The sequence below is a fragment of the Pseudomonas sp. FP1740 genome, assembly GCF_030687165.1.
GTDB lineage: Bacteria > Pseudomonadota > Gammaproteobacteria > Pseudomonadales > Pseudomonadaceae > Aquipseudomonas.
The window spans coordinates 6,398,661-6,424,262 of sequence record NZ_CP117461.1 but is presented as its reverse complement, the minus strand read 5'-3'; the positions used below and the strand labels follow the sequence as shown (position 1 = coordinate 6,424,262).

At 60.5% G+C, this 25,602-nt stretch carries 23 protein-coding genes; 15 read left to right on the top strand and 8 right to left on the bottom strand.

The window, feature by feature from the left end:
* Window positions 1–97 precede the first annotated feature (97 nt).
* Window positions 98–331, top strand: coding sequence for a 50S ribosomal protein L28 (gene rpmB, locus PSH69_RS29025; protein ID WP_018927492.1), 234 nt, complete (start codon window positions 98–100; stop codon window positions 329–331).
* 11 nt (window positions 332–342) lie between these two features.
* Window positions 343–498 carry a 50S ribosomal protein L33 gene (gene rpmG / locus PSH69_RS29020; RefSeq protein WP_003177274.1) on the top strand — a complete coding sequence of 52 codons (156 nt, stop codon included), beginning with the start codon at window positions 343–345 and terminating at the stop codon, window positions 496–498.
* An 84-nt stretch (window positions 499–582) separates the two neighbouring features.
* On the opposite strand, the gene PSH69_RS29015 is transcribed toward rpmG, so the two are convergent.
* The gene (locus tag PSH69_RS29015; RefSeq protein ID WP_018927493.1) at window positions 583–945 is read right to left on the bottom strand and encodes a cupin domain-containing protein; all 363 of its coding nucleotides are present in this window, start codon (window positions 943–945) and stop codon (window positions 583–585) included.
* Between the two features lie 236 nt (window positions 946–1,181).
* On the opposite strand from PSH69_RS29015, the gene PSH69_RS29010 reads away from it, so the two are divergent.
* Window positions 1,182–2,675 carry an aldehyde dehydrogenase gene (locus PSH69_RS29010; RefSeq protein ID WP_086944351.1) on the top strand — a complete coding sequence of 498 codons (1,494 nt, stop codon included), beginning with the start codon at window positions 1,182–1,184 and terminating at the stop codon, window positions 2,673–2,675.
* Between the two features lie 156 nt (window positions 2,676–2,831).
* Window positions 2,832–3,974 (top strand): MFS transporter, encoded by a 1,143-nt coding sequence (locus tag PSH69_RS29005; protein WP_305410515.1) that lies wholly within the window; start codon window positions 2,832–2,834, stop codon window positions 3,972–3,974.
* A 16-nt stretch (window positions 3,975–3,990) separates the two neighbouring features.
* On the opposite strand, the gene PSH69_RS29000 is transcribed toward PSH69_RS29005, so the two are convergent.
* Both PSH69_RS29000 and PSH69_RS28995 read right to left on the bottom strand, forming a co-directional pair.
* Complete coding sequence (locus PSH69_RS29000) at window positions 3,991–5,571, bottom strand: phospholipase D family protein (RefSeq protein ID WP_305410514.1); 1,581 nt, start codon at window positions 5,569–5,571, stop codon at window positions 3,991–3,993.
* Window positions 5,572–5,627: 56 nt separating this feature from the next.
* Window positions 5,628–7,049 (bottom strand): PLP-dependent aminotransferase family protein, encoded by a 1,422-nt coding sequence (locus tag PSH69_RS28995; RefSeq protein WP_305410513.1) that lies wholly within the window; start codon window positions 7,047–7,049, stop codon window positions 5,628–5,630.
* 179 nt (window positions 7,050–7,228) lie between these two features.
* On the opposite strand from PSH69_RS28995, the gene PSH69_RS28990 reads away from it, so the two are divergent.
* Window positions 7,229–7,474 (top strand): DUF1127 domain-containing protein, encoded by a 246-nt coding sequence (locus PSH69_RS28990; RefSeq protein WP_305410512.1) that lies wholly within the window; start codon window positions 7,229–7,231, stop codon window positions 7,472–7,474.
* Window positions 7,475–7,593: 119 nt separating this feature from the next.
* Here the strand turns inward: PSH69_RS28990 and PSH69_RS28985 are convergent, their stop codons facing one another.
* On the bottom strand, window positions 7,594–8,907 hold the full coding sequence (locus PSH69_RS28985; protein ID WP_305410511.1) for an FAD-binding oxidoreductase: 1,314 nt from the start codon (window positions 8,905–8,907) through the stop codon (window positions 7,594–7,596).
* A gap of 147 nt (window positions 8,908–9,054) precedes the next feature.
* Between PSH69_RS28985 and PSH69_RS28980 the strand changes: the two genes are divergently transcribed.
* Window positions 9,055–9,408 (top strand): YkgJ family cysteine cluster protein, encoded by a 354-nt coding sequence (locus tag PSH69_RS28980; RefSeq protein ID WP_305410510.1) that lies wholly within the window; start codon window positions 9,055–9,057, stop codon window positions 9,406–9,408.
* A gap of 3 nt (window positions 9,409–9,411) precedes the next feature.
* On the opposite strand, the gene PSH69_RS28975 is transcribed toward PSH69_RS28980, so the two are convergent.
* Window positions 9,412–9,900 (bottom strand): Lrp/AsnC ligand binding domain-containing protein, encoded by a 489-nt coding sequence (locus PSH69_RS28975; protein WP_003177284.1) that lies wholly within the window; start codon window positions 9,898–9,900, stop codon window positions 9,412–9,414.
* Between the two features lie 156 nt (window positions 9,901–10,056).
* On the opposite strand from PSH69_RS28975, the gene dadA reads away from it, so the two are divergent.
* The 6 genes from dadA to PSH69_RS28945 all read left to right on the top strand — a co-directional run bounded on the left by dadA (window position 10,057) and on the right by PSH69_RS28945 (window position 16,199).
* Window positions 10,057–11,361 carry a D-amino acid dehydrogenase gene (gene dadA, locus PSH69_RS28970; RefSeq protein ID WP_305410509.1) on the top strand — a complete coding sequence of 435 codons (1,305 nt, stop codon included), beginning with the start codon at window positions 10,057–10,059 and terminating at the stop codon, window positions 11,359–11,361.
* A complete protein-coding gene (locus PSH69_RS28965) occupies window positions 11,333–11,686 on the top strand; it encodes a RidA family protein (RefSeq protein WP_018927502.1) in 354 nt (117 codons plus the stop codon). Before dadA ends, PSH69_RS28965 begins: the two co-directional genes overlap by 29 nt.
* A 111-nt stretch (window positions 11,687–11,797) precedes the next feature.
* A complete protein-coding gene (gene alr, locus PSH69_RS28960) occupies window positions 11,798–12,871 on the top strand; it encodes an alanine racemase (RefSeq protein ID WP_305410508.1) in 1,074 nt (357 codons plus the stop codon).
* A gap of 128 nt (window positions 12,872–12,999) precedes the next feature.
* Window positions 13,000–13,548 carry a cupin domain-containing protein gene (locus PSH69_RS28955; protein WP_018927504.1) on the top strand — a complete coding sequence of 183 codons (549 nt, stop codon included), beginning with the start codon at window positions 13,000–13,002 and terminating at the stop codon, window positions 13,546–13,548.
* Window positions 13,549–13,718: 170 nt separating this feature from the next.
* Complete coding sequence (locus PSH69_RS28950) at window positions 13,719–14,147, top strand: cytochrome c5 family protein (RefSeq protein ID WP_081625748.1); 429 nt, start codon at window positions 13,719–13,721, stop codon at window positions 14,145–14,147.
* Between the two features lie 129 nt (window positions 14,148–14,276).
* Entirely contained in the window at window positions 14,277–16,199 is a 1,923-nt protein-coding gene (locus tag PSH69_RS28945; RefSeq protein WP_305410506.1) for an acetyl-CoA hydrolase/transferase C-terminal domain-containing protein, read from the top strand.
* Window positions 16,200–16,268: 69 nt separating this feature from the next.
* Here PSH69_RS28945 and PSH69_RS28940 read toward each other — a convergent pair whose 3' ends face one another.
* Window positions 16,269–16,841 carry a xanthine phosphoribosyltransferase gene (locus tag PSH69_RS28940; protein WP_063342146.1) on the bottom strand — a complete coding sequence of 191 codons (573 nt, stop codon included), beginning with the start codon at window positions 16,839–16,841 and terminating at the stop codon, window positions 16,269–16,271.
* A 57-nt stretch (window positions 16,842–16,898) separates the two neighbouring features.
* Window positions 16,899–18,908, bottom strand: a complete 2,010-nt coding sequence (gene rep, locus PSH69_RS28935) for a DNA helicase Rep (protein ID WP_018927510.1) — start codon at window positions 18,906–18,908, stop codon at window positions 16,899–16,901.
* Window positions 18,909–19,170: 262 nt separating this feature from the next.
* Between rep and PSH69_RS28930 the strand changes: the two genes are divergently transcribed.
* Window positions 19,171–20,844 (top strand): bifunctional diguanylate cyclase/phosphodiesterase, encoded by a 1,674-nt coding sequence (locus PSH69_RS28930; protein WP_305410505.1) that lies wholly within the window; start codon window positions 19,171–19,173, stop codon window positions 20,842–20,844.
* A gap of 73 nt (window positions 20,845–20,917) precedes the next feature.
* Here PSH69_RS28930 and PSH69_RS28925 read toward each other — a convergent pair whose 3' ends face one another.
* A complete protein-coding gene (locus tag PSH69_RS28925; protein WP_305410504.1) occupies window positions 20,918–22,315 on the bottom strand; it encodes a NorM family multidrug efflux MATE transporter in 1,398 nt (465 codons plus the stop codon).
* Window positions 22,316–22,472: 157 nt separating this feature from the next.
* On the opposite strand from PSH69_RS28925, the gene PSH69_RS28920 reads away from it, so the two are divergent.
* Both PSH69_RS28920 and PSH69_RS28915 read left to right on the top strand, forming a co-directional pair.
* A complete protein-coding gene (locus tag PSH69_RS28920; protein WP_305410503.1) occupies window positions 22,473–23,393 on the top strand; it encodes a LysR substrate-binding domain-containing protein in 921 nt (306 codons plus the stop codon).
* A 185-nt stretch (window positions 23,394–23,578) separates the two neighbouring features.
* Window positions 23,579–25,555, top strand: coding sequence for a methyl-accepting chemotaxis protein (locus tag PSH69_RS28915; protein ID WP_305410502.1), 1,977 nt, complete (start codon window positions 23,579–23,581; stop codon window positions 25,553–25,555).
* Window positions 25,556–25,602 lie beyond the last annotated feature (47 nt).

Genomic DNA, 25,602 nt, shown 5'->3' with positions numbered 1-25,602 from the left:
AGACCCTTAAAGAAACGCGGCGCCTGGCGCCAAATGACTGAGAGATTAAGCGGCCAACCCATGCCGGGTTGGGCATGTGGTTTTAGAGGGCTGAGGCATGTCGAGAGTCTGTCAAGTTACCGGTAAGGGTCCGGTGACTGGGAATAACATTTCCCACGCAAACAACAAAACCCGTCGTCGTTTCCTGCCGAACCTGCAGCATCACCGCTTCTGGGTTGAGTCCGAGAAACGTTTTGTGCGTCTGCGCGTATCTGCCAAAGGCATGCGTATCATCGACAAGCGTGGCATTGATGTCGTGCTGGCCGAAATCCGTCGCGATGGCAAGATCTAAGGGAGCTAATCATGCGTGAATTGATTCGTTTGATTTCGAGCGCCGGTACTGGTCACTTCTACACTACCGACAAGAACAAGCGCACTACTCCGGACAAAATCGAGATCAAGAAATATGATCCGGTTGTTCGTAAGCACGTGATCTACAAAGAAGGCAAAATCAAGTAATTGATTTTTCCTCCTTACGAAAAAGGCCCGTATCGCGAGATACGGGCCTTTTTTGTTGGCTGTCGGTTCAAGCGGCACAAACCCTCAAGCCTTCTGTTCAAACACCACATAAATCTTGCGGCACGGCTCCAGCACTTCCCAAGTGCCTTTGAAACCGGCCGGAATCACGAAGCGATCCCCCACGCGCAGGGTCTTGGCGCCGCCGTTGTCATCGCGCAGCACTGACACCCCCTGAACGATTTCGCAGTATTCGTGTTCGGTGTAGTTCACCCGCCACTGACCGACTTCGCCTTCCCAGACACCTGCGCTCATCTGGCCGCACGGGCTGTTGTAGTGGTTGTACACCGTTTGCTCGGGGTCGCCCTTGAGGACTTTGGCCGGGTCTGGCCGATAGCGATCGGGCTGGGTGGTGGCCTGACTGAAATCGACGATATCCTGAATGCTCATGCTGGTATTCCCACGTGATTGCGGCGCGACTGGCTGGAAAATTGAAAGTCTATGTTTATTAAAATGAACATCGCAAGGTCGTTTAACGGCCTTTTGTCAAATATATTGAAACTTCACCCGCCGCTGGTTTAGGGTAGCGGTTGCCTTGAGCCGAAAAGCAGGCTGGCCGGGCAGAATTCCTGACAGCACCCGCGAAGAGCGCGGGCGCTCGTATTCAATAAGAGGAGGACACTCGTATGACCACCCTGACTCGTGCCGACTGGGAACAGCGGGCTCGCGATCTGAAGATCGAAGGCCGTGCCTACATCAATGGCGAATACACCGATGCAGTCTCCGGTGAAACGTTCGAGTGCATCAGCCCTGTCGATGGCCGTCTGCTGGGCAAAATTGCCAGCTGTGACGCCGCCGACGCCCAGCGCGCCGTGGAAAACGCTCGCGCCACGTTCAATTCCGGCGCCTGGTCGCGCCTGGCGCCGACCAAGCGCAAAGCCACCATGATTCGTTTTGCCGGCCTGCTGAAACAGCACGCCGAAGAGCTGGCCCTGCTTGAAACCCTGGACATGGGCAAGCCAATCAGCGATTCCCTGTACATCGACGTTCCCGGTGCGGCACAAGCCCTGAGCTGGAGCGGTGAGGCCATCGACAAGCTCTACGACGAAGTCGCCGCCACCCCGCACGATCAGCTGGGGCTGGTGACTCGCGAGCCGGTCGGTGTGGTCGGCGCGATCGTGCCGTGGAACTTCCCGTTGATGATGGCCTGCTGGAAACTCGGCCCGGCGCTGTCCACCGGTAACTCAGTGATCCTCAAGCCTTCGGAAAAATCGCCGCTGACGGCTATTCGTATTGCAGCGCTGGCAGTTGAAGCCGGCATCCCGAAAGGTGTGCTGAACGTGCTGCCGGGTTACGGTCATACCGTCGGCAAGGCCCTGGCCCTGCACAATGATGTCGACACCCTGGTGTTTACCGGTTCGACCAAGATCGCCAAGCAACTGCTGATCTACTCCGGCGAATCGAACATGAAGCGTGTCTGGCTTGAAGCCGGTGGCAAGAGCCCGAACATCGTGTTCGCCGATGCGCCGGACCTGCAAGCCGCCGCCGAATCGGCTGCCAGCGCTATTGCCTTCAACCAGGGCGAAGTCTGCACCGCCGGTTCGCGCCTGCTGGTCGAGCGTTCGATCAAAGACAAATTCCTGCCATTGGTGATCGAAGCCCTCAAGGCCTGGAAGCCGGGCAATCCGCTGGATCCGGCGACCAACGTCGGTGCGCTGGTGGATACCCAGCAGATGAACACCGTGCTGTCCTACATCGAATCCGGTCATACCGATGGCGCCAAGCTGGTGGCTGGCGGCAAGCGCATTCTTCAGGAAACCGGGGGCACCTACGTCGAGCCGACGATTTTCGACGGTGTCAGCAACGCGATGAAAATTGCCCAGGAAGAAATCTTTGGCCCGGTGTTGTCGGTGATCACTTTCGATACCGCCGAAGAAGCCGTTGCGATTGCCAACGACACACCGTACGGCCTCGCGGCTGCGGTATGGACCACGGATATCTCGAAGGCTCACCTCACCGCCAAGGCTTTGCGCGCCGGCAGTGTGTGGGTCAACCAGTACGACGGCGGCGACATGACTGCGCCGTTCGGTGGCTTCAAACAGTCCGGCAACGGTCGCGACAAGTCGCTGCACGCGTTCGACAAGTACACCGAGCTGAAGGCGACCTGGATCAAGTTGTAAGCAAGTGAGGGCGCCTGGCGGTAAATCGGGCTCCTGAACGACGCAGATCCCTTGTGGGAGCGAGCTTTTGTGGCGAAGGGGCTTGCCCCCTCGCCACAAAAGCTCGCTCCCACACTGTTTTGTGCTGTACATAAAATATCCACAGGAGCGTGGAACATGCGTTGGGCGACTTATTTCGCCGTGTTGGCGTCTGTCTTGAGTGTCGGCCTGGCCCTGGGTGTCAGCATGCCGTTGGTGTCGCTGCGTCTGGAAGGTTGGGGTTACGGCTCGTTCGCGATCGGCGTGATGGCGGCGATGCCGGCCATTGGCGTACTGCTGGGGGCAAAGATCTCCAGCCATCTCGCGGCCCGTCTCGGCACGGCCAATCTGATGCGCCTGTGCCTGTGGGGCGGGGCGGTGTCCATCGGTTTGCTGGCGCTGTGGCCGAGCTACCCGATCTGGCTGGTGCTGCGGTTGATGATCGGGGTAATCCTGACCCTCGTCTTCATCCTTGGTGAAAGCTGGATCAACCAACTGGTGGTCGAGCAATGGCGCGGGCGACTGGTGGCTCTGTATGGCAGCAGTTATGCGCTGAGTCAGCTGGCCGGGCCGCTACTGTTGGGGGCGTTGGGCACCGAGCATGATTACGGTTTCTGGGTGGGCGTCGGTTTGCTGATGACGTCACCGTTCCTGCTGCTGGGTCGTAGCGGCGCACCTGCCAGTGAAGCCTGCAGTGTGACCCTCAGCGACTTGCTGAACTTCTGCCGTGGCCTGCCGGCAATTGCCTGGGCGGTGTCGCTGTTTGCCGCGTTCGAAGCGATGATTCTGACCTTGCTGCCGGTCTACTGCCTGCGTCAGGGTTTCACCACGGAAATCGCCCTGGCGATGGTCAGCACGGTGGTGGTGGGGGATGCCTTGCTGCAATTGCCGATTGGCGCACTGGCCGATCGCTTGTCGCGGCGTACATTGTTTACCGGCTGCGCGATGCTCTTGCTGCTGTCGAGCCTGGCGATTCCATTGCTGATCGATACGCTGTTGATCTGGCCGCTGTGGGTGTTGTTCGGCGCCAGCGCCGGTGGTCTGTTCACCTTGTCGCTGATCCTGATCGGTGAGCGTTACCGCGACGATGCGCTGGTGCGGGCCAATGCCCATATCGCGCAGTTGTGGGGCATCGGTTGTCTGATCGGACCCTTGGCGGCCGGTGCCGGCAGCCAGTGGATCAGCGGGCATGCCTTGCCGTTGCTGATGGCGGCGGGCGCGTTGGGGTTGGTGATTCTGGTGTCGCGGCAAGGCGCGTTTGGGACGGTGCAGCCGGCGTAGATCCTGGCAATTCAAGCTACAGCATCCGCTCCAGGCCGACCATGCTGCTGAGCCATGAATTGAAATGCTGCCACCAACTTCCCGGTTCTTTGGTCAATGTGTGCTGCTTGCCGTCGTCTTCGGTGATCCAAACGATCTGACTATTTTCCAGTCGGGCCTGATAGCTGAGGGGGGGCGCCATACCTTCCAGTGCCAGTTCGCGCACCCGTCCGGCGAGCTGTGGGTTGTCCACCAGTACTCCGACTTCGGTGTTCCACAGTACCGAGCGCGGGTCGAAATTGAACGAGCCGATGAAGGCTTTCTGTCGGTCGAATACCATCGCCTTACTGTGCAGGCTGGAGTCGGAGCTACGGGAGGAGCTGCTCCCGCTGTGAAACAGGCGCGGTCCGCTGCCGCTGCCTCCGTTGTCGCCGGGCTGGCGGCGTAATTCGAACAGCTGCACGCCATGCTCCAGCAAGGCTTTGCGATAAGGTGCGTAACCACCGTGCGTGGCCGGCACATCGGTGGCTTCCAGTGAATTGGTCAGCAAACTTATCGACACGCCGGCATCGGCGCGACCGGTCAGGTACACCAGGCCCGGTTGGGCGGGTACGATGTAGGGCGAGACCATGATCAACTCCTTGCTGACTCCATTGAGCTCGGGTGCCAACTGGGTGGACAGCTGCAAGTACGGAGCCGGCTCGCCATCGGCCAGCACCTTGGTTGGTGCGTCCCACAGCGCCTGGTTCCAGGCCCAGATCAGCTCCTGGCGCCAGGTCTCCAGGCGCGGATGAGTGGTATAGGTCATCAACTGTTGGTAGAGCGTGTGATTCTGTTTGCGCGTTTCCTCCAGGGATTCGTCCAGTCGCGTCCGGGTATTTTCCAGGTCCTTGAGTGTCGGCCTGATCGAGAGAAACTGCTCGATCGGCTTGCTCAGAGCACTGTTCCAATACTCGTCGAAGCTATGCCCCAGCTGCTGGGCAACCGGGCCGACGCTGAGCATGTCGATGTCGGTGAAATTACGGTTGGGCTCGGCATCGAAGTACTCGTCCCCCAAGTTGCGCCCGCCAACGATTGCCACGCTGTTGTCCGCCACCCACAGTTTGTTGTGCATGCGGCGATGTTGCTGCGACAGGTTGAACAGCCGGCCCATGGTACGCGTCACGACGGTGCTGCGGCCCAGGTGCAGCGGGTTGAAGACGCGGATCTGAATCTTCGGATGGACAGCGAGGGTTGCGATGATCTGATCCAGGCCATCGCTGGTGGTGTCGTCGAGCAGAATCCGCACCCGTACACCGCGGTCGGCGGCCTTGAGCAGCTCGCTTATCAGTATCCGTGTGCTGATGCCGTCATGGACGATGTAGTACTGCAAGTCGAGGCTGCTTTGGGCATTTCGAATCAGCTCGGCGCGGGCGGTGAAGGCCTCGGTGCTATCGGATAGCAAGCGGAAGCCCGACTGGCCCTGGTGGGGAGCGGCCTGGGCCTGGATCGAACGGCCAAAAGCAGAGTCGGCGGCCGGCAGGGCCTGGCTCGGTTCGCGAGGGATATTGAGTGTCGTACAGCCACCCAGAAGTGAGGCGAGTAACAGAAGAGCAAGCGGGGGCTGTCTGATTCTCACGGCGCGTATTCCGGATGGTGGCGGATAGCATATGGACGCCGTATCCCGAAGAAAGGTCAGTCGGTTTCCGCCAGCAGTTTGATTGCTGTCGCACCGACCTTGCGCACAGCTTCTTCAATCTGCGGGGTCGTTTTGGCAGCGTAGTTCATCCGCAGGCAATTACGGTATTTGCCCGAGGCGGAAAAGATACTGCCCACGGCAATCTGTACGCCTTGATCGTGCAGGGCACGATTGAGTTTCAGGGTGTCGAAGCCCTCCGGCAGCTCAACCCACAGCATGAAGCTGCCTTGCGGACGGCTGGCGCGGGTGCCGGCCGGGAAATAACGGGTGACCCAATCGATCATTGCGTCGCGATTGCGCTGGTATTGCATCCGCATCCGCCGCAAATGCGGTTCGAAGTGCCCGGCCTTGAGAAATTCGGCAATCGCAATCTGTGGTTGCGTTGCGGTGGAGCCGGTGCTGATGTACTTCATGTGCAGCACGCGCTCCAGATACCGGCCCGGCGCGACCCAGCCAATGCGCAGGCCCGGTGCCAGGGTCTTGGAAAAGGAACTGCAGAGCAGGACGCGGCCGTCCTCGTCGAAGGATTTGATCGTGCGCGGGCGGGGGTAGGTGTAGGCCAGTTCGCCATACACATCGTCCTCGATAATCGCCACGTCGAAACGCTGTGCCAGGTTCAACAGCGCACGTTTGCGTGACTCCGGCATGATGTAGCCCAGCGGGTTGTTACAGTTGGGGGTCAACTGTATGGCTTTGATCGGCCATTGCTCCAGCGCCAGTTCCAACGCTTCGAGGCTGATGCCGGTGAGCGGGTCGGTGGGGATTTCCAGCGCTTTCATGCCAAGGCCCTTGAGGGTCTGCATGGCGCCGTGAAAGCTTGGCGAATCCACTGCGACGATGTCACCCGGTCCGCAGATGGCGCGGATGCTGGTCGACAGTGCTTCGTGGCAACCGGTAGTGATTACCAGATCGTTGGCGCTCAATTGGCAGCCGGAATCGAGCATCAGGCGAGCGATTTGTTCGCGCAGTTCGAGGGTGCCGCAGATGTTGTCGTAATACAGGCCTCGCATGTCCTGCTGGCGGCTGATACGTGCCAGGTTGCGCAGCAGCGGTTTCATGGTCGGCGAGTTGATGTCCGGCATACCGCGGCCCAACTGCACGACATCCTTGCGCGGCACGGCGCGGATCAGTTCCAGCACCTGATCCCACTGTGAAATATCCACCGGTCGTTGGGCTGGGCGGCCGACCACGGGTAGCTCTGGCAGTTCGCGGCTCACCGGTACGAAATAGCCGGATTTGGGTTTGGGCATCGCCAGGCCTACGTCTTCCAGCACTCGATAGGCCTGTTGCACCGTGCTCAGGCTGACCCCGTGCTCGACACTCAGCGCCCGCACCGAGGGCAGCCGGTCACCGGGGCGATAGAAGCCCTGTTCGATACGTGTGCCGAGCAACTCGGCGAGGTTGACGTAAAGGGTCATGGTGCAGTCTCGATGTGGGTGATTCGGTTAACCAATACAGATGGGGCAAAAATAAGCGATTCAGAGGTTGAAACAGAAAAACTGTATGGAATTAATACTGCTCCGTTGAATCTGTAATGCTTTTTGCCGTCCGCGCATCATGAAAGCTCTGGCTACCCAAGTAAACAGGAGCGACGAAAATGAACGGCTTGAGCGATGTGCGGCTGACGTTACACAGTCAGGAACTGGCGGCAGGGCAACAGAACGGCGCGCGCGAGGTAATTATGCGCAACGCACCGTCCTGCCTGGGTCGCTGGGGTCTGTTCTGGCATCGTCTGCACACGCGTAAGGCGTTGTTGGAACTGACGCCGGAGCAACTCAAGGATGTCGGGTTGAGTCGGGAGCAGGCGCGGGAGGAGGGGCTTAAACCTTTCTGGCGGATCTAGTACTGTTGATCGTTCCCACGCTCTGCGTGGGAATGCCACCCCGGACGCTCCGCGTCCGCTGTGACGCAGAGCGTCACTGGATGCATTCCCACGCAGGAGCGAGGGAACGATCATCTTCCTCAAACCAACTCTTTAAGTCGATGCCACAACATCCCCAGGGCCAATAATGGCGAACGCAAATGTTTGCCCCCGGGAAAGGTAATGTGCGGCACCTTGGCAAACAGATCGAAACCACCACTGTGCTGGCCGCTGATGGCCTCAGCCAACAACTTGCCTGCCAGGTGCGTGGCGTTTACGCCATGACCGGAATAGGCCTGGGCGTAATACACATTCGGTTGCTCCTTGAGCCGGCCGATCTGCGGCAGGCGATTAGCCCCGATGCCGATCATCCCGCCCCACTGATAGTCGATCTTCACCCCGGCCAGTTGCGGGAACACCGCCAGCATCTTCGGACGCATGTAGGCGGCGATGTCTTTCGGATCGCGTCCTGAATAATGGCAGGCGCCGCCGAACAGCAGGCGGCGGTCCGCCGAGAGTCGGTAATAATCCAGCGCTACCCGTTGATCGCAGACCGCCATGTTCTGCGGCAGCAGCGCGTGAGCCTGCTCTTCACTCAAGGGTTCGGTGGCGATGATGTAACTGCCGGCGGGCAGCACCTTGCCGCCAAGTTGCGGGTTGAGATCGTTGAGGTAGGCGTTGCAGCCCAGCACCAGGGTCTTGGCGCGGACCGAGCCCCGGGCGGTGAGGACCTTGACCTCGCGGCCATAATCGATGCGGGTTACAGCCGATTGCTCGAACAGTTTGGCGCCCAATTGCCGGGCGGCGGCCGCTTCGCCCAGCGCCAGGTTCAGTGGGTGCAGATGCCCGGAGCCCATGTCGATCAAACCACCGACATAGCGATCGGAACCCACCACGCTGTGCATTTCGTTAGCTTGCAGCAGACGGGTTTCGTAACGGTAACCGAGGCTGCGCAGCTCGCTGGCGTCTTCAGCGAAGCCTTCCAGGTCATGGGCCTTGTTGGCGAGGTCGCAGTAGCCCCAGGTCAGGTCGCAAGGGATCTGAAAGCGCTCGATTCGCTGTCGGACGATTTCCACCGCTTCCAGACCCATCAGTTTCATCTGACGCACGCCGTCTGCACCGATCACGTTGGCGAACTGATCGAGGCCATGGCCGACGCCGCGAATCAATTGCCCGCCATTGCGTCCGCTGGCGCCCCAACCGATCTTGTGCGCCTCCAGCAGCACCACGCGCAAGCCTCGTTCAGCCAGTTCCAGCGCGGTGTTCAGCCCCGAGAACCCGCCGCCCACCACGCACACGTCCGCGACCAGCTCACCTGTGAGTGTTGGAAGGTCGGGTTGCGGCAGGCTGCTGGCGGCGTAATAAGAGGCGACGTGCCGGTGGTTAGGGGCAGGTTGCTGAACGGCGGCGTTCATGGACGTCATCCTGATGCGTGTGTTTGAAAAAGTTGACGGAGCATAAGCCGCCCCTTCGGATACGGGCAACATTGGTCGGTTGGTGCTGTCTGGGTCGGGGCTTTTGCGTCAGAATCCCCATCTATTCCGCATTCGGTCACCGTTTAGATGAGCTGCAACAGTCAGAAAATTCGCACGCTGCGCCAGCAGATTCCCACCTTCGAGTGCGTGCCCGGCTGCCATGACTGCTGTGGGCCGGTCACCACCTCGCCCGAAGAAATGTCCCGCCTGCCGCGCAAGACCCGGGCTGAGCAGGACGCGGCGATGGACGAACTCAATTGCGTCCATCTGGGGCCCGACGGCTGCACGGTGTATGACGAGCGCCCATTGATCTGCCGTCTGTTCGGTACCACCAAGACATTGCCATGCCCCAATGGGCGGCGGCCGGTGGAGCTGATTCACCCGCGGGTCGAGAAGCAGATCCACGAATACATGGCCAGTACCCGGCAGGTGTTGGTGTAGGGCTCAATCCGGAATTGGCAGACTCAAACTCTCTTTCACTTCTTCCATCACGATATAGCTCTTGGATTCGCGCACATGCGGCAACTTGAGCAGGATGTCGCCCAGCAATTTGCGGTACGAGGCCATTTCGGAAATCCGCGCTTTCACCAGGTAATCGAAGTCCCCTGACACCAAATGGCATTCAAGTACGTGGGGCAGTTTCAGCACCGCGCGTCGGAACTCTTCGAAAGTATCGCCGGATTTGTAGTCGAGACTGATCTCGACGAACACCAACAGACTACCCTTCAGGTGCTGCGGATTCAGCCGGGCGTTGTAGCCCATGATGATCCCTTCGCGCTCCAGGCGCCGTACCCGTTCAGTGCAGGGGGTGGTGGAGAGGCCGACCTTTTCCCCCAGTTCGGTGAAGGAGATACGCCCGTCCGCTTGCAGAATCCGCAGGATGTTGCGGTCGATCTTGTCCAGCTCACGTTTGGTCTGAGTGTTGGTCCGCATAGGGGATGCGCCTCCGTGAAAAGGGTTTTTACCGAGAATTGTCGCCAAATATAAGCACTTATATAGTGAAAAGCACTGGCTAATCTTTTTTAAACTGCCCACATCTTCGGTCTGCACAATAAACGTCAGCGGTAAGCCGCGATGAGGGATATGAAAATGCGCGTTCTGGTCTTGGGTAGCGGCGTCATCGGTACCGCCAGTGCCTATTATCTGGCACGAGCCGGCTTTGAAGTGACGGTCGTGGACCGTCAGCCAGCGCCGGCCATGGAAACCAGTTTCGCCAACGCCGGGCAGGTTTCGCCGGGTTATGCCTCGCCGTGGGCCGCGCCGGGCGTGCCGCTCAAAGCCATCAAGTGGCTGTTGCAGCGCCACGCGCCATTGGCGATCAAGGCCACTGCCAATATCGACCAATACCTGTGGATGGCGCAGATGCTGCGCAACTGCACCGCCAGCCGCTACGCGGTGAACAAAGAGCGCATGGTGCGCCTGTCCGAGTACAGCCGCGACTGCCTCGACGAATTGCGCGCCGAAACCGGTATTGCCTACGAAGGCCGCAGCCTCGGTACTACCCAGCTGTTCCGCACCCAGGCGCAACTTGATGGGGCCGCCAAGGACATCGCCGTGCTGAAAGAGTCCGGCGTGCCGTTTGAACTGCTTGATCGCGCCGGCATTGCCCGGGTCGAACCGGCCCTGGCCAGCGTCACCGACATCCTCGCCGGTGCCTTGCGCCTGCCGAACGACCAGACTGGCGACTGCCAGATATTCACCACCCGCCTGGCCGAAATGGCCGTGAAACTGGGTGTGGAGTTCCACTTCGGCCAGGATATCCAGCGCCTCGACTTCGCCGGTGATCGCATCAACGGTGTGTGGATCGACGGCAAGCTGGAAACCGCCGACCGTTACGTGCTGGCCCTCGGCAGTTACTCGCCGCAGTTGCTCAAGCCGCTGGGCATCAAGGCCCCGGTGTACCCACTCAAGGGTTACTCGCTGACCGTGCCGATCACTAACCCGGCGATGGCCCCGACGTCGACCATTCTCGACGAGACCTACAAGGTCGCGATCACCCGCTTCGACAACCGCATCCGCGTCGGCGGCATGGCTGAAATCGCCGGTTTTGACCTGTCGTTGAACCCGCGCCGGCGCGAAACCCTGGAGATGATCGTCAACGACCTTTATCCTCAGGGCGGCAATCTGCCCGAAGCGAGTTTCTGGACTGGCCTGCGTCCGACCACTCCGGACGGCACGCCGATTGTCGGTGCCACACCGTTCAAAAACCTGTTCTTGAATACGGGCCACGGTACGCTCGGCTGGACCATGGCTTGTGGGTCCGGTCGTTTGCTGGCTGACCTGATGGCCAAGAGAACGCCGCAGATCAGCGCCGAAGGCCTCGATATTTCCCGTTATGGCAATAAACTGAAGGAGCCTGCAAAACATGTCAATCCAGCGCCAGCTCACCAATGAGCGCATGAGCCAGATCGTTGTCCATAACGGTACTGTGTATCTGGCAGGACAGGTCGGCGACGACATGAGCGCCGGGATTGAACAGCAGACCCGTGAAGCCCTCGCCAATATCGAGCGTTTGCTGGATCTGGCCGGGACTGACAAGAACCGTCTGCTGTCGGTGACCATTTACCTGAAAGACATCGACGCGCACTTCGCAGGCATGAATTCGGTGTGGGACCAGTGGCTGCCAAAAGGCGTCGCGCCGGCCCGTGCCACGGTCGAATCGAAGCTGTGCGAACCGCAAATCCTGGTCGAGCTGTCGGTCGTTGCCGCGCTGCCATAAACGCTCTGCCATAAATCAAGTCACAAAGATCCCTCTCCCGGCGCTGTTGGTGGTTCACGCTGTCAGCCAGCGCCGGTTTTTATCCCAATGACCGACTAGAAGTCCGCCGCCATGCGTCCTGCCCGAGCCCTGATCGACCTCCAAGCCCTGCGTCACAACTACCGGATTGCCCGTGAAGTCACGGGTGCCCGTGCCCTCGCGGTGATCAAGGCCGATGCCTATGGCCATGGCGCCGTGTGTTGCGCCCAGGCGCTGGAAGCCGAGGCGGACGGGTTTGCCGTGGCGTGCATTGAGGAAGCCCTGGAGCTGCGCGCCGCCGGCATTCGTGCGCCGGTGTTGCTGCTGGAAGGTTTTTTCGAAGCCGATGAGTTGGCGCTGATCGTCGAGCATGACTTCTGGTGTGTGGTGCATTCGTTGTGGCAACTCGAAGCCATCGAAAAAGCCACGCTGAGCAAACCGATTACGGTGTGGCTCAAGCTCGACTCCGGCATGCATCGGGTTGGTCTGCATCCAGCGGATTACCAGGCAGCCTATCAACGGCTGCTGGCCAGCGGCAAAGTGGCGAAGATCGTGTTGATGAGTCACTTCGCCCGCGCCGATGAACTGCACTGCCACGCCAGCGTCGATCAGGTCGCGGTATTCGAGGCGGCGCGTAAGGGTTTGGCGGCCGAAATCAGCCTGCGTAACTCGCCGGCGGTGCTTGGTTGGCCGCAGATTCCGAGCGACTGGGTGCGCCCGGGCATCATGCTCTACGGCGCGACGCCGTTCGAAGAGGCCAATGCCGTGGCGTCTCGCCTGCAACCGGTGATGACCCTGGAATCGAAAGTGATTTGCGTGCGTGAACTGTCGGCCGGCGAGCCGATTGGTTACGGCGCGAAATTCGTCACCCCCAAGCCGATGCGTGTGGGTGTGGTGGCGATGGGGTATGCCGACGGCTATCCGCGCCAGGCCCCGAGCGGCACACCGGTGCTGGTGGCCGGGCAGCGTAGCCAGTTACTGGGCCGGGTATCGATGGATATGCTCTGCGTCGACCTGACCGACGTACCGCAAGCCGGCCTCGGTTCGCCCGTCGAGTTGTGGGGCAAAAATATCCTCGCCAGTGACGTCGCGACGGCCGCCGACACGATTCCTTATCAGATCTTCTGCAACCTGCGTCGGGTTCCGCTGCTCTATTCCGGGGCCTGACAAACAGCGCTCCCGACCGAAAGTCGCTTCGCCAGGCTGGATTCAGGCGCAAGTGTTGTAAATACTGAACGCTGTCGCCATGATAACGCTCAATATTCTTGCAACCTGAATCCCTGGAGGCTCCAGCATTGGACGTCGGTGAACGACTGCAATCGATCCGTAAGCTCAAAGGTCTTTCCCAGCGTGAGCTCGCCAAACGCGCGGGTGTTACCAACAGCACCATATCGATGATCGAGAAGAACAGCGTCAGCCCCTCGATCAGTTCGCTGAGGAAGGTACTGGGCGGGATTCCCATGTCCATGGTCGAGTTCTTTTCCGAAGAAATCCTGCAGGAAAAGCCGACTCAGATCGTCTACAAGGCCCACGAGCTGATCGATATTTCCGATGGCGCAGTGACCATGAAGCTCGTCGGTCGGGCTCACCCGAGCCGGGCTATCGCGTTCCTCAACGAAATCTACCCGCCAGGCGCCGACACCGGTGAGGAGATGCTCACCCACGAGGGCGAGGAAACCGGGATTCTGGTGGAAGGTCGGCTGGAACTGGTGGTAGGGCTCGAAACATTTGTGCTCGAGGCCGGCGACAGCTACTACTTTGAAAGTACCAAGCCGCACCGTTTCCGGAATCCGTTCGATGCCCCGGCGCGACTAATCAGCGCAGCCACTCCAGCGAATTTCTAAGAGGCACGGCGTCGTGCCCGGATTGCACAGACGCCCATGCTGTATTCCCGCCTTGTGATAAGACCCCTTCGACTTTGGGGTTGTTTCAGTGTGGCGGGCTTACCGCTATACTTGCGCCCGCCTGCGAACCGTGGCCGCAGGCGTGACTAGCCACCATTGAGGGTGTACGCGTGAACCTAATTATGAAAATGCTGGCCGCACCAGCAACCGTATTGGCCCTTTGGGCAGTCAGCGCACAAGCTGCGACCAACGACGATATCGCTAAACGTCTTGAACCTGTCGGCCAGGTTTGTGTGCAAGGTAAAGAATGCAAGGGGATGGAAGTCGCTGCTTCGGTTGGCGGCGGTGCGTCGAAAACTCCTGACGAAATTATTGCCAAACACTGCAATGCTTGCCATGGCACCGGCCTGTTGGGCGCACCGAAGATCGGTGATGCCGCAGACTGGAAAAAACGTGCCGATAAAGAAGGCGGCACCGCTGCTGGCTTGGCGAAGGTAGCGTTGAGCGGGCTCAATGCGATGCCACCAAAAGGCACCTGCAGTGACTGCGAACTGAAAGACCTTGAAGGCGCCATCCAGAAGATGTCTGGCCTGAAATAAGCCTGTTTTCAACGAAAAGCCGCTTGCGAGCGGCTTTTTTGTACCTGCGATTTGCCTGAGGCTATTCTTTGCAGCAAAGACCCGGCAAGCTCGGTTCAACCCAATTCATGGGGTGTGCGGGAGGATCAGATGGTGCAGTTGTGTTCTATCGAGCAGGCGGTCGATGACGTCCTGGCACGATTGCCGGCGCATATCCACATGGGCCTGCCGCTGGGGCTGGGCAAACCCAACCACTTCGTCAACGCGCTGTATCAACGCATCGCGCAACTGCCCGAGCGGCAGCTGACGGTCTACACCGCCCTGTGCCTTGGACGCCCGCCCTTGGGCGATGGTTTGCAAAAGCGCTTCCTCGAACCCTTCGTCGAGCGGGTGTTCGGCGATTACCCGGAACTGGATTTCCTCGCCGACCTGCATCGCGAAAGTCTGCCGAACAACGTCCACATTCATCAGTTCTTCATGCAACCGGGCAGCCTGCTGAACAGCGCCCCGGCCCAGCAGGATTACGTCAGCAGCAATTACAGCCACGCCGCGCGGGACATCAATGCCGCCGGTTTGAATCTGGTGGCGCAACTGGTCGCCAGCCACAGCGAACATCCCGATCGCCTGAGCCTGAGCTGCAATCCGGACATCACCCTCGACCTGTTGCCGATGATCGCCAAGCGCCGTGCGGCGGGGGAGACAATCCTGATGGTGGGCCAGGTGCACAACGATTTGCCGTACATGCCCGGTGACGCGGAAGTCGGCATCGACACCTTCGACCTGCTGATCGACGCCAAGGACAACACCACGTTGTTCTCCACACCAAACATGCCGGTGGGTTGTCAGGATCACTTCATCGGGCTGCACGCCAGCACGCTGGTGCGCGATGGCGGTACCTTGCAGATCGGCATCGGCGCCATGGGCGATGCCCTCACAGCGGCGTTGCTGGCGCGGCAGGCTGACAGTGACGGTTACAAGGCGTTGCTGGCAGATTTGAATCTCAGCCAGTGGGCGCAGCTGATCGAGCGCGAAGGGGGCGTCGAACCGTTCGCCAAGGGCCTTTACGGTTGCAGCGAAATGTTCGTCAACGGCTTGCTGGTACTGGCGGATGCCGGGATCGTGCGGCGCAAGGTCTACCCGGACGTGCCGACCCAGCAGCAGGCCAACGCCGGGACGCTGAATGAGGCGGCGCAAACCGATGGCATCTCGGTACATGGCGGTTTTTTCCTCGGACCGCGCAGTTTCTACGAGCGCTTGCGCGAGTTGCCGCAGAGCAAGCGGCTCGAATTCAACATGACCCGTATCAGTTACATCAACGAGCTCTACGGCCAGGAAGAGCTCAAACGCTTGCAGCGCCTTGATGCGCGCTTCATCAACACTGTGTTCACCATGACCCTGCTCGGCGCCGGCGTGGCCGATCAACTTGAAGACGGGCGGGTGCTGAGCGGCGTTGGCGGGCAATACAACTTCGTGGCCCAGGGTCATGCACTGGAAGGCGCGCGCTCAATCCTGCTCCTGCGCAGTTGGCGTGAGTCGGGCGGTGAGGTCAGTTCGAACATCGTCTGGGAATACGGCCATTGCACGATCCCACGGCATCTGCGGGACATTGTCATCACCGAGTACGGCATCGCCGATTTGCGGGGCAAGACCGACGCCGCGGTGATCGAGGCGTTGCTGAACATCAGCGACTCACGCTTCCAGCCGGGGCTGATCGAACAGGCGCAGAACGTTGGCAAATTGCCGAAGCATTTCCGCCTCGATCCGCGTTTCGCCGACAACAGCCCACAGCGTTTGCAGGCGATTCAGGCGCGGCATTCGAATCTGTTTCCGGAATATCCGTTGGGGTGTGATTTCACGGCGCAGGAGCGGGATTTATTGCGGGCGCTGAACTGGTTGAAGAGCAAGTTCAAGCTCGCGGAGATTCTGGAATTGGGCAAGGCGGCGCTGGATGCGCCAGAACCTTCGGAGTTTCCCGTGCATCTGGAGCGGATGCAGCTGACGAAACCGGAGGGGTTGAAAGAGGATTTGTTTCAGCGGTTGTTGCTCACTGGCCTCAAAGCCACCGCGCAATAACTGGCAGTCGAAATCAAATGTGGGGGGCGAGCCTGCTCGCTCCCACATTGGTTTTTCGGTGTAGTGGCTTTATTCGATGAAGGTTACAACGCCATCCTTCAGCGACTGCACCCGAGCCAACGATTCCACGCGATAACCCTGGGCATCCAGCTCCGCACGGCCACCCTGGAACGACTTCTCGATCACGATGCCCAGACCGGCCACGGTCGCGCCGGCCTGTTTGATGATCGAGATCAGCGCTTGCGACGCCTTACCGTTGGCCAGGAAGTCGTCGATGATCAGCACGCGGTCGCTGCTGGTCAGGTGGCGAGGGGAGATCGCCACAGTGCTTTCGGTCTGCTTGGTGAACGAGTAGACCGTCGCCGACAGCAGGTTTTCAGTCAGGGTCAGGGACTGATGCTTGCGCGCGAAAATCACCGGTACGCCGAGGTTCAGGCCGGTCATGATCGCCGGGGCGATACCCGAGGCTTCGATGGTGACGATCTTGGTGATGCCCGAATCCTTGAACAGCGTGGCGAATTCGTCGCCGATCAGCTTCATCAGTGTCGGGTCGATCTGGTGGTTCAGAAAAGCGTCGACTTTCAGGACCTGGTCGGAAAGCACGATGCCTTCTTCGCGAATTTTCTTGTGCAGTGCTTCCATGAAGCTGTCCTCTGTTGGCGTCTTTTGTGCCGAAGGTCTAAATAAAAGTGGCTAATTCTAGCGCTTTAACATCGCGCGTATATCTGCCAGCGCGCTGTTGCCGCGAACGGCTTTGACTTCGGTCGGGGTGTCGTCGTTGCCTTCCCAGGCCAGGTCGTCCGGCGGCAGTTCATCGAGGAAGCGGCTGGGCGCGCAGTCGATGATCTCGCCATATTGCTTACGCTTGGCGGCGAAAGTGAAAGCCAGCGTCTGACGCGCTCGGGTAATCCCGACGTAGGCCAGGCGGCGTTCCTCTTCGATAGTGTCGGCTTCGATGCTGGAACGGTGCGGGAGGATTTCCTCTTCCATGCCCATGATGAACACGTAAGGGAATTCCAGGCCCTTGGAGGCGTGCAAGGTCATCATCTGCACACCTTCGGCGCCATCTTCCTCTTCCTGCTGACGCTCCAGCATGTCGCGCAGCACGAGTTTGCCGATGGCGTCTTCGACGGTCATCTCGCCGTCTTCGTCTTTCTCCAGCGTGTTCTTCAGTGCCTCGATCAGGAACCAGACGTTACCCATGCGGTAATCGGCGGCCTTGTCACTGGAGCTGTTGGTGCGCAGCCAATTCTCGTAGTCGATGTCCATGACCATGCTGCGCAGGGCGGAGATCGGGTCTTCGCCGGCGCACTGCTCGCGGACCTTGTCCATGAAGCGCTTGAAGCGCGACAGGCGATCGGTGAAGCGGCTGTCCAGGTGTTCGCCCAGGCCGATTTCGTCGGTGGCGGCGTACATCGAGATTTTTCGCTCGGTGGCGTAGTTGCCCAGCTTCTCCAGTGTGGTCGAACCGATCTCCCGGCGTGGGACGTTGATCACCCGCAGGAAGGCGTTGTCGTCGTCCGGGTTCACGATCAGGCGGAAGTAGGCCATCAGGTCCTTCACTTCCTGGCGTCCGAAAAAGCTGTTGCCGCCGGACAGTCGGTAAGGCACCTGGTGATGCTGCAGCTTCAGCTCGATCAGCTTGGCCTGGTAGTTGCCGCGATACAGAATCGCGAAATCGCTGTAGGGCCGGTCGGTGCGCAAGTGCAGGCTGAGGATTTCCACGGCCACGCGCTCGGCTTCGGCGTCTTCGTTGCGGCAGCGGATCACGCGGATCTCGTCGCCGTGACCCATTTCACTCCACAGCTGCTTTTCGAATTCGTGCGGGTTGTTCGAAATCAGCACGTTGGCGCAGCGCAGGATGCGGCTGGTGGAGCGGTAGTTCTGCTCCAGCATCACCACTTTCAGGGACGGGTAATCGTCCTTGAGCAGCATCAGGTTTTCCGGGCGGGCGCCGCGCCAGGCGTAGATCGATTGGTCGTCGTCGCCTACCACAGTGAACTGGTTGCGTTTGCCGATCAGCAGTTTCACCAGCAAATACTGGCTGGCGTTGGTGTCCTGGTATTCGTCCACCAGCAGGTAGCGGACCTTGTTCTGCCATTTTTCCAGGATGTCGTCGTGTTCCTGGAACAGTTTTACCGGCAGCAGAATCAGGTCGTCGAAGTCCACCGCGTTGAACGCCTTGAGCGTGCGCTGGTAGTGGGTGTAGACGATGGCGGCGGTCTGTTCCTTGGGGTTGCGTGCGTTTTCCAGGGCTTCGGGCGGCAGGATCAGGTCGTTTTTCCAGGCGCCGATCATGTTCTTGATCTCGTCGACGCCGTCGTCGCCCGAGTATTCCTTCTGCATGATGTCGGTCATCAGGGCTTTGACGTCGGTCTCGTCGAAGATCGAGAAGCCCGGTTTATAGCCCAGCCGCACATGTTCCTTGCGGATGATGTTCAGGCCCAGGTTGTGAAAGGTGCACACCGTCAGGCCGCGGCCTTCACCGCCCTTGAGCAGCGTGCCGACCCGTTCCTTCATCTCCCGCGCGGCCTTGTTGGTAAAGGTCATGGCGACGATGTACTGGGCACGGATGCCGCAGCTCTGGATCAGATGCGCAATTTTGCGGGTGATCACGCTGGTCTTGCCGGAGCCTGCGCCGGCGAGCACCAAAAGAGGGCCGCCGACATAGCTCACGGCTTCTTGCTGCCGGGGATTGAGTCGGGACATACGAAATCAGGGAGTCGTTAGCGAAATGGGCCGGCATTTTAACAGGCTCAGCGAATTGTGCTGCTCTCTCCGACTTGTGACGCAACACGCGATCTCTATTTGCCGGTTTTGATACTTTCACGCAGGATGCGCAATGAATTCGCGTCTAAGGTACGTATTCAAGACTCGGAGTCGTGTTTGATAACCGATGATATTGGGTCATTGGTTACCCGAGCGGCATAATGCGCGCCGCCTACATCTTTGCAGAGTCTAGGGAGCTAGCTTGTCTACGCCTGTCGAACCCTTGCGTTTGCTGCTACTGGCCGAAGAGCCGGCGTGGGCAGCGTTGTTGCGCGAGTGTCTGGCTCCAATGGGGAGTTCGGCAGTGCTGCTCAGCGCGCCGAGCTGGGAGTCGGTCAGCAACCTGTTCGATGACAACCGCAGCGCGGTGTTGTTGACGATTCCTGCTCTGCAGCCGGCACCCGGCCGTTGCAGCCTGCCGACGGTGTTGCTGCTCGAACACGAGCCTCTGGCGCCGCCCGACGGTGTGAGCGACTGGCTGGTGCGCAATCTGGTGGATCCCGGCATGTTGCGCCGCTGTCTGCGTCATGTGCGTGAGCGCGGGGTGTTGGAAAACACCTTGCAGCGCCTGGCCGAGCAGGATCCGCTGACCGGCATCGCCAACCGTCAGGGTTTCCAGACCTTGCTGGCGGCACGTCTGGCGGACAACGACGGCCGCGGCCTGGCCCTCGGTCACCTCGACCTCGACAACTTTCGACACGCCAACGACGCCCTCGGCCATCAGGCAGGCGACCGGTTGATTCTGCAAGTGGTCTCGCGGCTGAAAAGCCAGCTGGAGGCCGGCGATCAACTGGCGCGGCTGGGCAGCGATGAGTTCGCCCTGCTGATCGACACCCGCCGCGCCCCGCAGCGCGCTGAATGGATGGCCGAACGCATTACCGAAGCCCTGTCCGAACCCTACTGGATCGACGGCGAAAGCCTGTTGATCGGTTCCAGTCTCGGCATTGCTCACGCCCGGGCGCAGGCCGGCGCCGACCCGCTGATGTGGCACGCGCACATCGCCATGCAGCAGGCCAAGAGTACACAAGGCTGCACCTTTCACATCTTCAACGAGCGGATCAATCGCAATGCCCGCAGCATCGCCGACCTTGAAAGCGAGCTGCGCCGGGCCTTGCGCCGCGATGAGCTGGAGTTGCATTACCAGCCGCGCCTGAACCTTGAGGACGGTCAGATCGTCGGCCTCGAAGCTTTGGTGCGCTGGCGTCACGGCGAACGCGGTTTGCTGCCCCCCAGCGAATTCGTGCCACTGGCCGAGCAAAGCGGCTTGATCGTGCCGCTGGGTTACTGGGTGATTTCCCGTGCCCTGCGGGACATGCAGGCGTTGCGTGAGCGGGGTCTGCCGGCGCTGCACATGGCGATCAACCTGTCGTTCCGGCAGTTTCAGGACAGCCAGTTACTGTCGACCCTGAGCCGGCTGATTGCCGAGCGTGGCGTCGAGGCGCAATGGCTGGAATTCGAACTGACCGAAACCGCGGTGATGCGTCGCAGTGACCTGGTCAAGCAGACCATGGACGCCCTCGGGCGGCTCGGTGTGCGCTTCTCGCTGGACGATTTCGGCACCGGGTTTTCATCGTTCGTGCACCTGAACAGCCTGCCGATCGCCTTGTTGAAGGTCGACAAGAGCTTTGTCGGCGGCATGGAAGAGCGGGAAGAGAATCGCAAACTGGTGCACGCCATGATCAACCTGGCGCACAACCTCAACCTCGAAGTGGTTGCCGAAGGGGTGGAAACACCGGAGCAGCTGGATTTGTTGCGCGGGTTTGGTTGCGATCAGGTGCAGGGGTATCTGATCAGCAAGCCATTGCCGTTGGCGGAATTGGTTGAGTATTTGACCTTCGGCAGTAGTCAGCAGCCCTTACTGGAAGTCGTAAGCTAACCACAAACAACGGTGGATGCTTGTGTGGCGAGGGAGCAAGCTCCCTCGCCACACAGCCTCGCTCCTGCAGGGTTTAATCAGGCTGGGTGGTTTGGAAGCTCGGCTGCGACGATGGCTCGCGCCGAATCATCCGCGTCATCTTCCACTCAAACGCCAGCGTCAGGCTCACGGCCGCACACGCCAGCCCCAGCGCCAACCCCCACCAGACGCCCGTCGGCCCCCAGTTCAGATGGAAGGCCATCCACCACGCGGCCGGCGCACCAATCAGCCAATAGCAGCCCAAACCCACCAGGAACGTGGTCTTGGCATCCTTGAGTCCGCGAATGCAGCCCATGGCAATGGTTTGCGTGCCGTCGAACAGCTCGAACCACGCCGCCACCGCCAACAAGCTCACGGCCAGTTCGATGACCGGGCGAAAGGCTGGGTCGTTGTGGTCGAGGAACAAGCCGATCAACTGATTCGGCAGCAGCCAGAAGACCATCGCAAACCCCAGCATCGACACCGCCCCGAAGGCGATCCCGACCCGTCCGGCCAGCCGCGCATCCAGCAATTGCCCGGCGCCGTAATGCTGGCCGATGCGCATGGTGATCGCGTAGGAAAGCCCCGCCGGCACCATGAACGCCACCGAGACGATTTGCAGGGCGATCTGGTGCGCCGCCAGTTGCGTGCTGCCCATGGTGCCCATGCACAGCGCGGCGAAGGCAAACAGGCCGACTTCCACCGCATAGGTGCCGCCAATCGGCAGGCCCAGGCGCCACAACTCCTTCAAGTACTGACGATTGGGCCGCGACAGCCCCTGGCGCAACGGATAAGCGTCATAGGCCGGGTGCCGACGAATGTGCAGCGCGAGCGCCAGCGCCATCAGGTTGGCCACGATCGCTGTGACCAGACCGATGCCCATCAGGCCCATTTTCGGCAGGCCGAACATGCCGGTGATCAACGCATAGTTGAGCAGGAAGTTGGCCACGGTGCCACCGAGGCTGATGACCATCACCGGCGTCGCCCGGCCGATGGCGCTGGTGAAGCCGCGCAGTGCCATGAAACTCAGGTAGCCGGGCAGGGCGAACGGCAGGATCAACAGAAACTGGCCGGCGGCCTGGACGTTGGTTGCGGTCTGGCCGAACAGCAGCAACACCGGTTTGAGGTTCCACAGCAGCAGACCCGCCACCAGCGCCATCAACCAGGCCAGCCACAAACCGGCCTGGGTCAGCCGCGCTGCGCCGATGATGTCGCCCGCGCCCTGACGGATCGCCACCAGGGTGCCGACCGCCGCGATCACGCCGATGCAGAAGATCGACACGAACGAATACGTCGCCGCGCCCAGACCGCCGCCGGCCAGCGCCTCGGGACTCAGGCGCGCCATCATCAAGGTGTCGGTGAGGACCATCAACATGTGCGCCAACTGAGAGGCAATCAACGGCCCCGCCAGCCGCAGGATGGCCCAGAGTTCAATACGCGCTGGATGCTGCATGATCATCACGCTCGATTGTCAGAGAGAACAGGAAGCGTCGATTCTCGGCGCTCTGCGGGGTTTCCACAAAGGGATAAAAAGGATGGGTGGCATGATTAAAACTCATGCCAGGGACTTTCTGATAAGTTGAGGCAACCGCGCTATAGGAGCTTTCCCAATGTCTCGTCGTCTTCCTCCCTTGTATGCCCTTCGAGCATTCGAAGCGGCGGCGCGACATAGCTCGTTCACCCGCGCCGCCGAAGAACTGTCGATCACCCAAAGTGCGGTCAGCCGGCACATTCGTACGCTCGAAGAGCATTTCGCCTGTCGCCTGTTTCATCGCAGCGGGCGCAACCTGCAACTGACCGAATCGGCGCGGCTGATACTGCCCGGCATTCGCGAAGGCTTCACCGCCCTGGAACGAGCCTGCAATACCCTGCGTGCCGAGGACGACATCCTGCGCATGAAAGCCCCGTCGACCCTGACCATGCGCTGGCTGTTGGCGCGGCTCAGTCGGTTTCGCCACCTGCGACCGGGGAACGAGGTGCAATTGACCAGCGCCTGGATGGACGTTGATACGGTGGACTTCAACCACGAACCCTTCGACTGCGCCGTCATCCTCAGCAACGGGCATTTTCCACCGGACTGGGAGACGACTTTGCTGTTTCCCGAAGAGCTGATTCCGGTGGGCGCGCCGAATCTGCTGAAGGACCAACCGTGGGACGTTGCGCGCCTGGCCAGCACCGAACTGCTGCACCCGACGCCGGACCGCCGTGACTGGCGCAACTGGCTGGAGCGCATGGGCCTGAGCGATCAGGTCTCGCTCAAGGGCGGGCAGGTGTTCGACACCCTGGAACTGGGCATGATCGCTGCCGCCCGTGGCTACGGCGTGTCCATGGGTGATTTGCTGATGGTGGCGGAGGATGTCGCGCAGGGACGTCTGAGTTTGCCGTGGCCGACGGCCGTCGCCAGTGGTGAGCACTATTACCTGGTCTGGCCGAAAACCCGCCCCGGCGGTGAACGTTTGCGCCGACTCAGCGATTTCCTGCAAGGCGAAGTCCGGGCCATGGAATTACCGGATGTCGAACGCCTGGGCTGAATTGATGGAGCCGCTGCAATGGCGGCCTTGAGCCATATCCCGGCTAATCACTCAAGTATTCGGTTTTGCCGCCGAAAATCTGCTGATGGAACCTTAGTGCCAGGCTCCATGTTTTCCCCACTATCAGAAATTTTGCCGAGTGCGACGGGATCAGGATGATCCGGCCCACTGGGTCAGGAGCTGTCATGTCTCAACCTCGTGCTCGGATTGCCTCACAGCTGGGTCTTGCGCTTGCCGTGATACTGGCGATTGTCATCAGCGGCAGCACCGTGTTTGCCCTGCGCTCGCTGGACGCCGCCAACCTCGCCACCCGTGAAGAGCACCTGGCCAGCGAGGCGCGGCTGCTGGCCGATCAGCTGAGCACGTTCCACGGCACGTTGCGTGAGAGTACCCAGCGCCTCAGCGGCCTGTTCGAGAAGCGCTTCAGCGCCGGTTTGAGCGTGCACCCGGATGAGCCGGTGACCGTGGCGGGTGTGCAGACCCCGGGCCTGCACCTGGGTGGCGAAGTGTTGAACAACAACTTCAAGGAAGTGGACGAGTTCAAGCAAATGACTGCCGGCGTTGCGACGCTGTTCGTGCGCAGTGGTGAAGACTTCATTCGGGTCAGCACGTCCCTGAGCAAACAGGACGGCACCCGGGCCATCGGCACATTGCTGGATCACGCTCACCCGGCTTATGCGCGCTTGATGGCCGGGCAGAGCTACGTCGGCCGCGCCTTGCTCTTCGAACGGTCCTACATGACTCAGTACACCCCCGTACGCGACAGCGGCGGTAAGGTGATTGCCGTGCTGTTCGTGGGATTCGATTACACCGACGCCCAGAACGCCCAGTTCGAAAACCTCAAGCGCTTCCGCATCGGCCAGACCGGCTCCCTGGCGCTGCTCGATGAGCAGAGCAAATGGCTGGTGCCGATCGCCGGTGTGCAAGCGTTGGACGTGGCCGTCCCGGCCATCGTCGGTCTGGCCAAGACGCCGGGCAAGGGCGATTTCTGGAGCGACAAGTCGCAAGACTTCTACAGCATTGCCGTACCGTTCGAAGGCGGGCCGTGGTCGGTGGTGGCGAGCATGCCGAAAGCGGAAATCCGCGCGGTGACCTGGAGCGTCGGCATTCGCCTGGCCATCGGCAGCCTGTTGGCGATGTTGCTGGCGGTGGGTTCGGCGGTCTGGTTGTTGCGCAGCAAACTGGCGCCGCTGGGGGATCTGGTGCGTCAGGCCGAAGCCTTGGGTGCCGGTGATTTGAGCGTGCGCCTGAATGTGTCGAGCAACGACGAAATCGGTCAGTTGGCCCGCGCTTTCAACCAGATGAGCCAGGCCTTGTCGACCATGGTCGAGCACATTCGTAGAGCCTCGGAAGAGGTCAACAGCCGCGCCCAAGCGTTGTCCGGTCTGTCTGGCGGTGCCTATGAAGGGATGGAGCAGCAGTCCGGCGAAATCACCAGCATGGCCGGCGCCGTGGAAGAGTTCAGCGCCACCTCGTTGAACATTGCCGACAACATGGGCAACACCCAGCGTCTGGCGCAGGAAAACGCACAGCAAACCCAGATCGGTCGTACGTCGATGGACGAAGCGTCCTCGTCTCTGGAACAAATCGCCGGTGCGCTGAACAGCACCGCGACGGTGATCAACACCTTGGGTCAGCGCTCCCAGGAAATTGGCGGCATTGTCGGGGTGATCACCGCGATCGCCGAGCAAACCAATTTGCTGGCGCTCAACGCTGCCATCGAAGCCGCCCGTGCCGGTGAGCAAGGTCGTGGGTTTGCGGTGGTGGCTGATGAGGTGCGCAACCTGGCCTCGCGTACTCGCCAGGCCACTGACGAAATTTCCGGGATGATCCAAAGTATCCAGCAGGAAACCGGCAACGCGATCAGCACCATGGAGCAGGGTAACGTGCTGATGCAGGAAGGCTTGTCGCGCAACGCCAACGTCGCCTCAGCCCTGGCGCGGATCGATGAGCAAAGTCGCTCGGCCGGTCAGCAATTCGCCGCCATCACCACCGCGACCCAGGAACAAAGCAGCACCGCGACCTTGCTCAGCAGCAACCTGCAAAGCATCGCCCTGGCGAACAGTGAGCAGCGGGAAGTGGTGTCGAACCTGGCGGTGACTGCCAAAGAGCTGGAGAAGCTTGCGGCGGACTTGCGGCATGAGGTTGACCGGTTCCGCTGAGGCACCTCCGAAACAGCCATCGCGAGCAGGCTCGCGATGGCATCAAC

What these genes read in the sequence shown, in the direction of transcription:
- rep (WP_018927510.1), bottom strand. Translation starts at nt 18,908, where the DNA reads ATGTCCCGACTCAATCCCCGGCAGCAAGAAGCCGTGAGCTATGTCGGC.
- PSH69_RS28990 (WP_305410512.1), top strand. Translation starts at nt 7,229, where the DNA reads ATGAACGGCTTGAGCGATGTGCGGCTGACGTTACACAGTCAGGAACTG.
- PSH69_RS28925 (WP_305410504.1), bottom strand. Translation starts at nt 22,315, where the DNA reads ATGCAGCATCCAGCGCGTATTGAACTCTGGGCCATCCTGCGGCTGGCG.
- PSH69_RS28945 (WP_305410506.1), top strand. Translation starts at nt 14,277, where the DNA reads ATGGTGCAGTTGTGTTCTATCGAGCAGGCGGTCGATGACGTCCTGGCA.
- PSH69_RS28920 (WP_305410503.1), top strand. Translation starts at nt 22,473, where the DNA reads ATGTCTCGTCGTCTTCCTCCCTTGTATGCCCTTCGAGCATTCGAAGCG.
- PSH69_RS28975 (WP_003177284.1), bottom strand. Translation starts at nt 9,900, where the DNA reads ATGCGGACCAACACTCAGACCAAACGTGAGCTGGACAAGATCGACCGC.
- PSH69_RS28940 (WP_063342146.1), bottom strand. Translation starts at nt 16,841, where the DNA reads ATGGAAGCACTGCACAAGAAAATTCGCGAAGAAGGCATCGTGCTTTCC.
- PSH69_RS29010 (WP_086944351.1), top strand. Translation starts at nt 1,182, where the DNA reads ATGACCACCCTGACTCGTGCCGACTGGGAACAGCGGGCTCGCGATCTG.
- rpmG (WP_003177274.1), top strand. Translation starts at nt 343, where the DNA reads ATGCGTGAATTGATTCGTTTGATTTCGAGCGCCGGTACTGGTCACTTC.
- PSH69_RS29005 (WP_305410515.1), top strand. Translation starts at nt 2,832, where the DNA reads ATGCGTTGGGCGACTTATTTCGCCGTGTTGGCGTCTGTCTTGAGTGTC.
- PSH69_RS28995 (WP_305410513.1), bottom strand. Translation starts at nt 7,049, where the DNA reads ATGACCCTTTACGTCAACCTCGCCGAGTTGCTCGGCACACGTATCGAA.
- PSH69_RS28965 (WP_018927502.1), top strand. Translation starts at nt 11,333, where the DNA reads ATGTCAATCCAGCGCCAGCTCACCAATGAGCGCATGAGCCAGATCGTT.
- alr (WP_305410508.1), top strand. Translation starts at nt 11,798, where the DNA reads ATGCGTCCTGCCCGAGCCCTGATCGACCTCCAAGCCCTGCGTCACAAC.
- rpmB (WP_018927492.1), top strand. Translation starts at nt 98, where the DNA reads ATGTCGAGAGTCTGTCAAGTTACCGGTAAGGGTCCGGTGACTGGGAAT.
- PSH69_RS28915 (WP_305410502.1), top strand. Translation starts at nt 23,579, where the DNA reads ATGTCTCAACCTCGTGCTCGGATTGCCTCACAGCTGGGTCTTGCGCTT.
- PSH69_RS28985 (WP_305410511.1), bottom strand. Translation starts at nt 8,907, where the DNA reads ATGAACGCCGCCGTTCAGCAACCTGCCCCTAACCACCGGCACGTCGCC.
- dadA (WP_305410509.1), top strand. Translation starts at nt 10,057, where the DNA reads ATGCGCGTTCTGGTCTTGGGTAGCGGCGTCATCGGTACCGCCAGTGCC.
- PSH69_RS29015 (WP_018927493.1), bottom strand. Translation starts at nt 945, where the DNA reads ATGAGCATTCAGGATATCGTCGATTTCAGTCAGGCCACCACCCAGCCC.
- PSH69_RS28980 (WP_305410510.1), top strand. Translation starts at nt 9,055, where the DNA reads ATGAGCTGCAACAGTCAGAAAATTCGCACGCTGCGCCAGCAGATTCCC.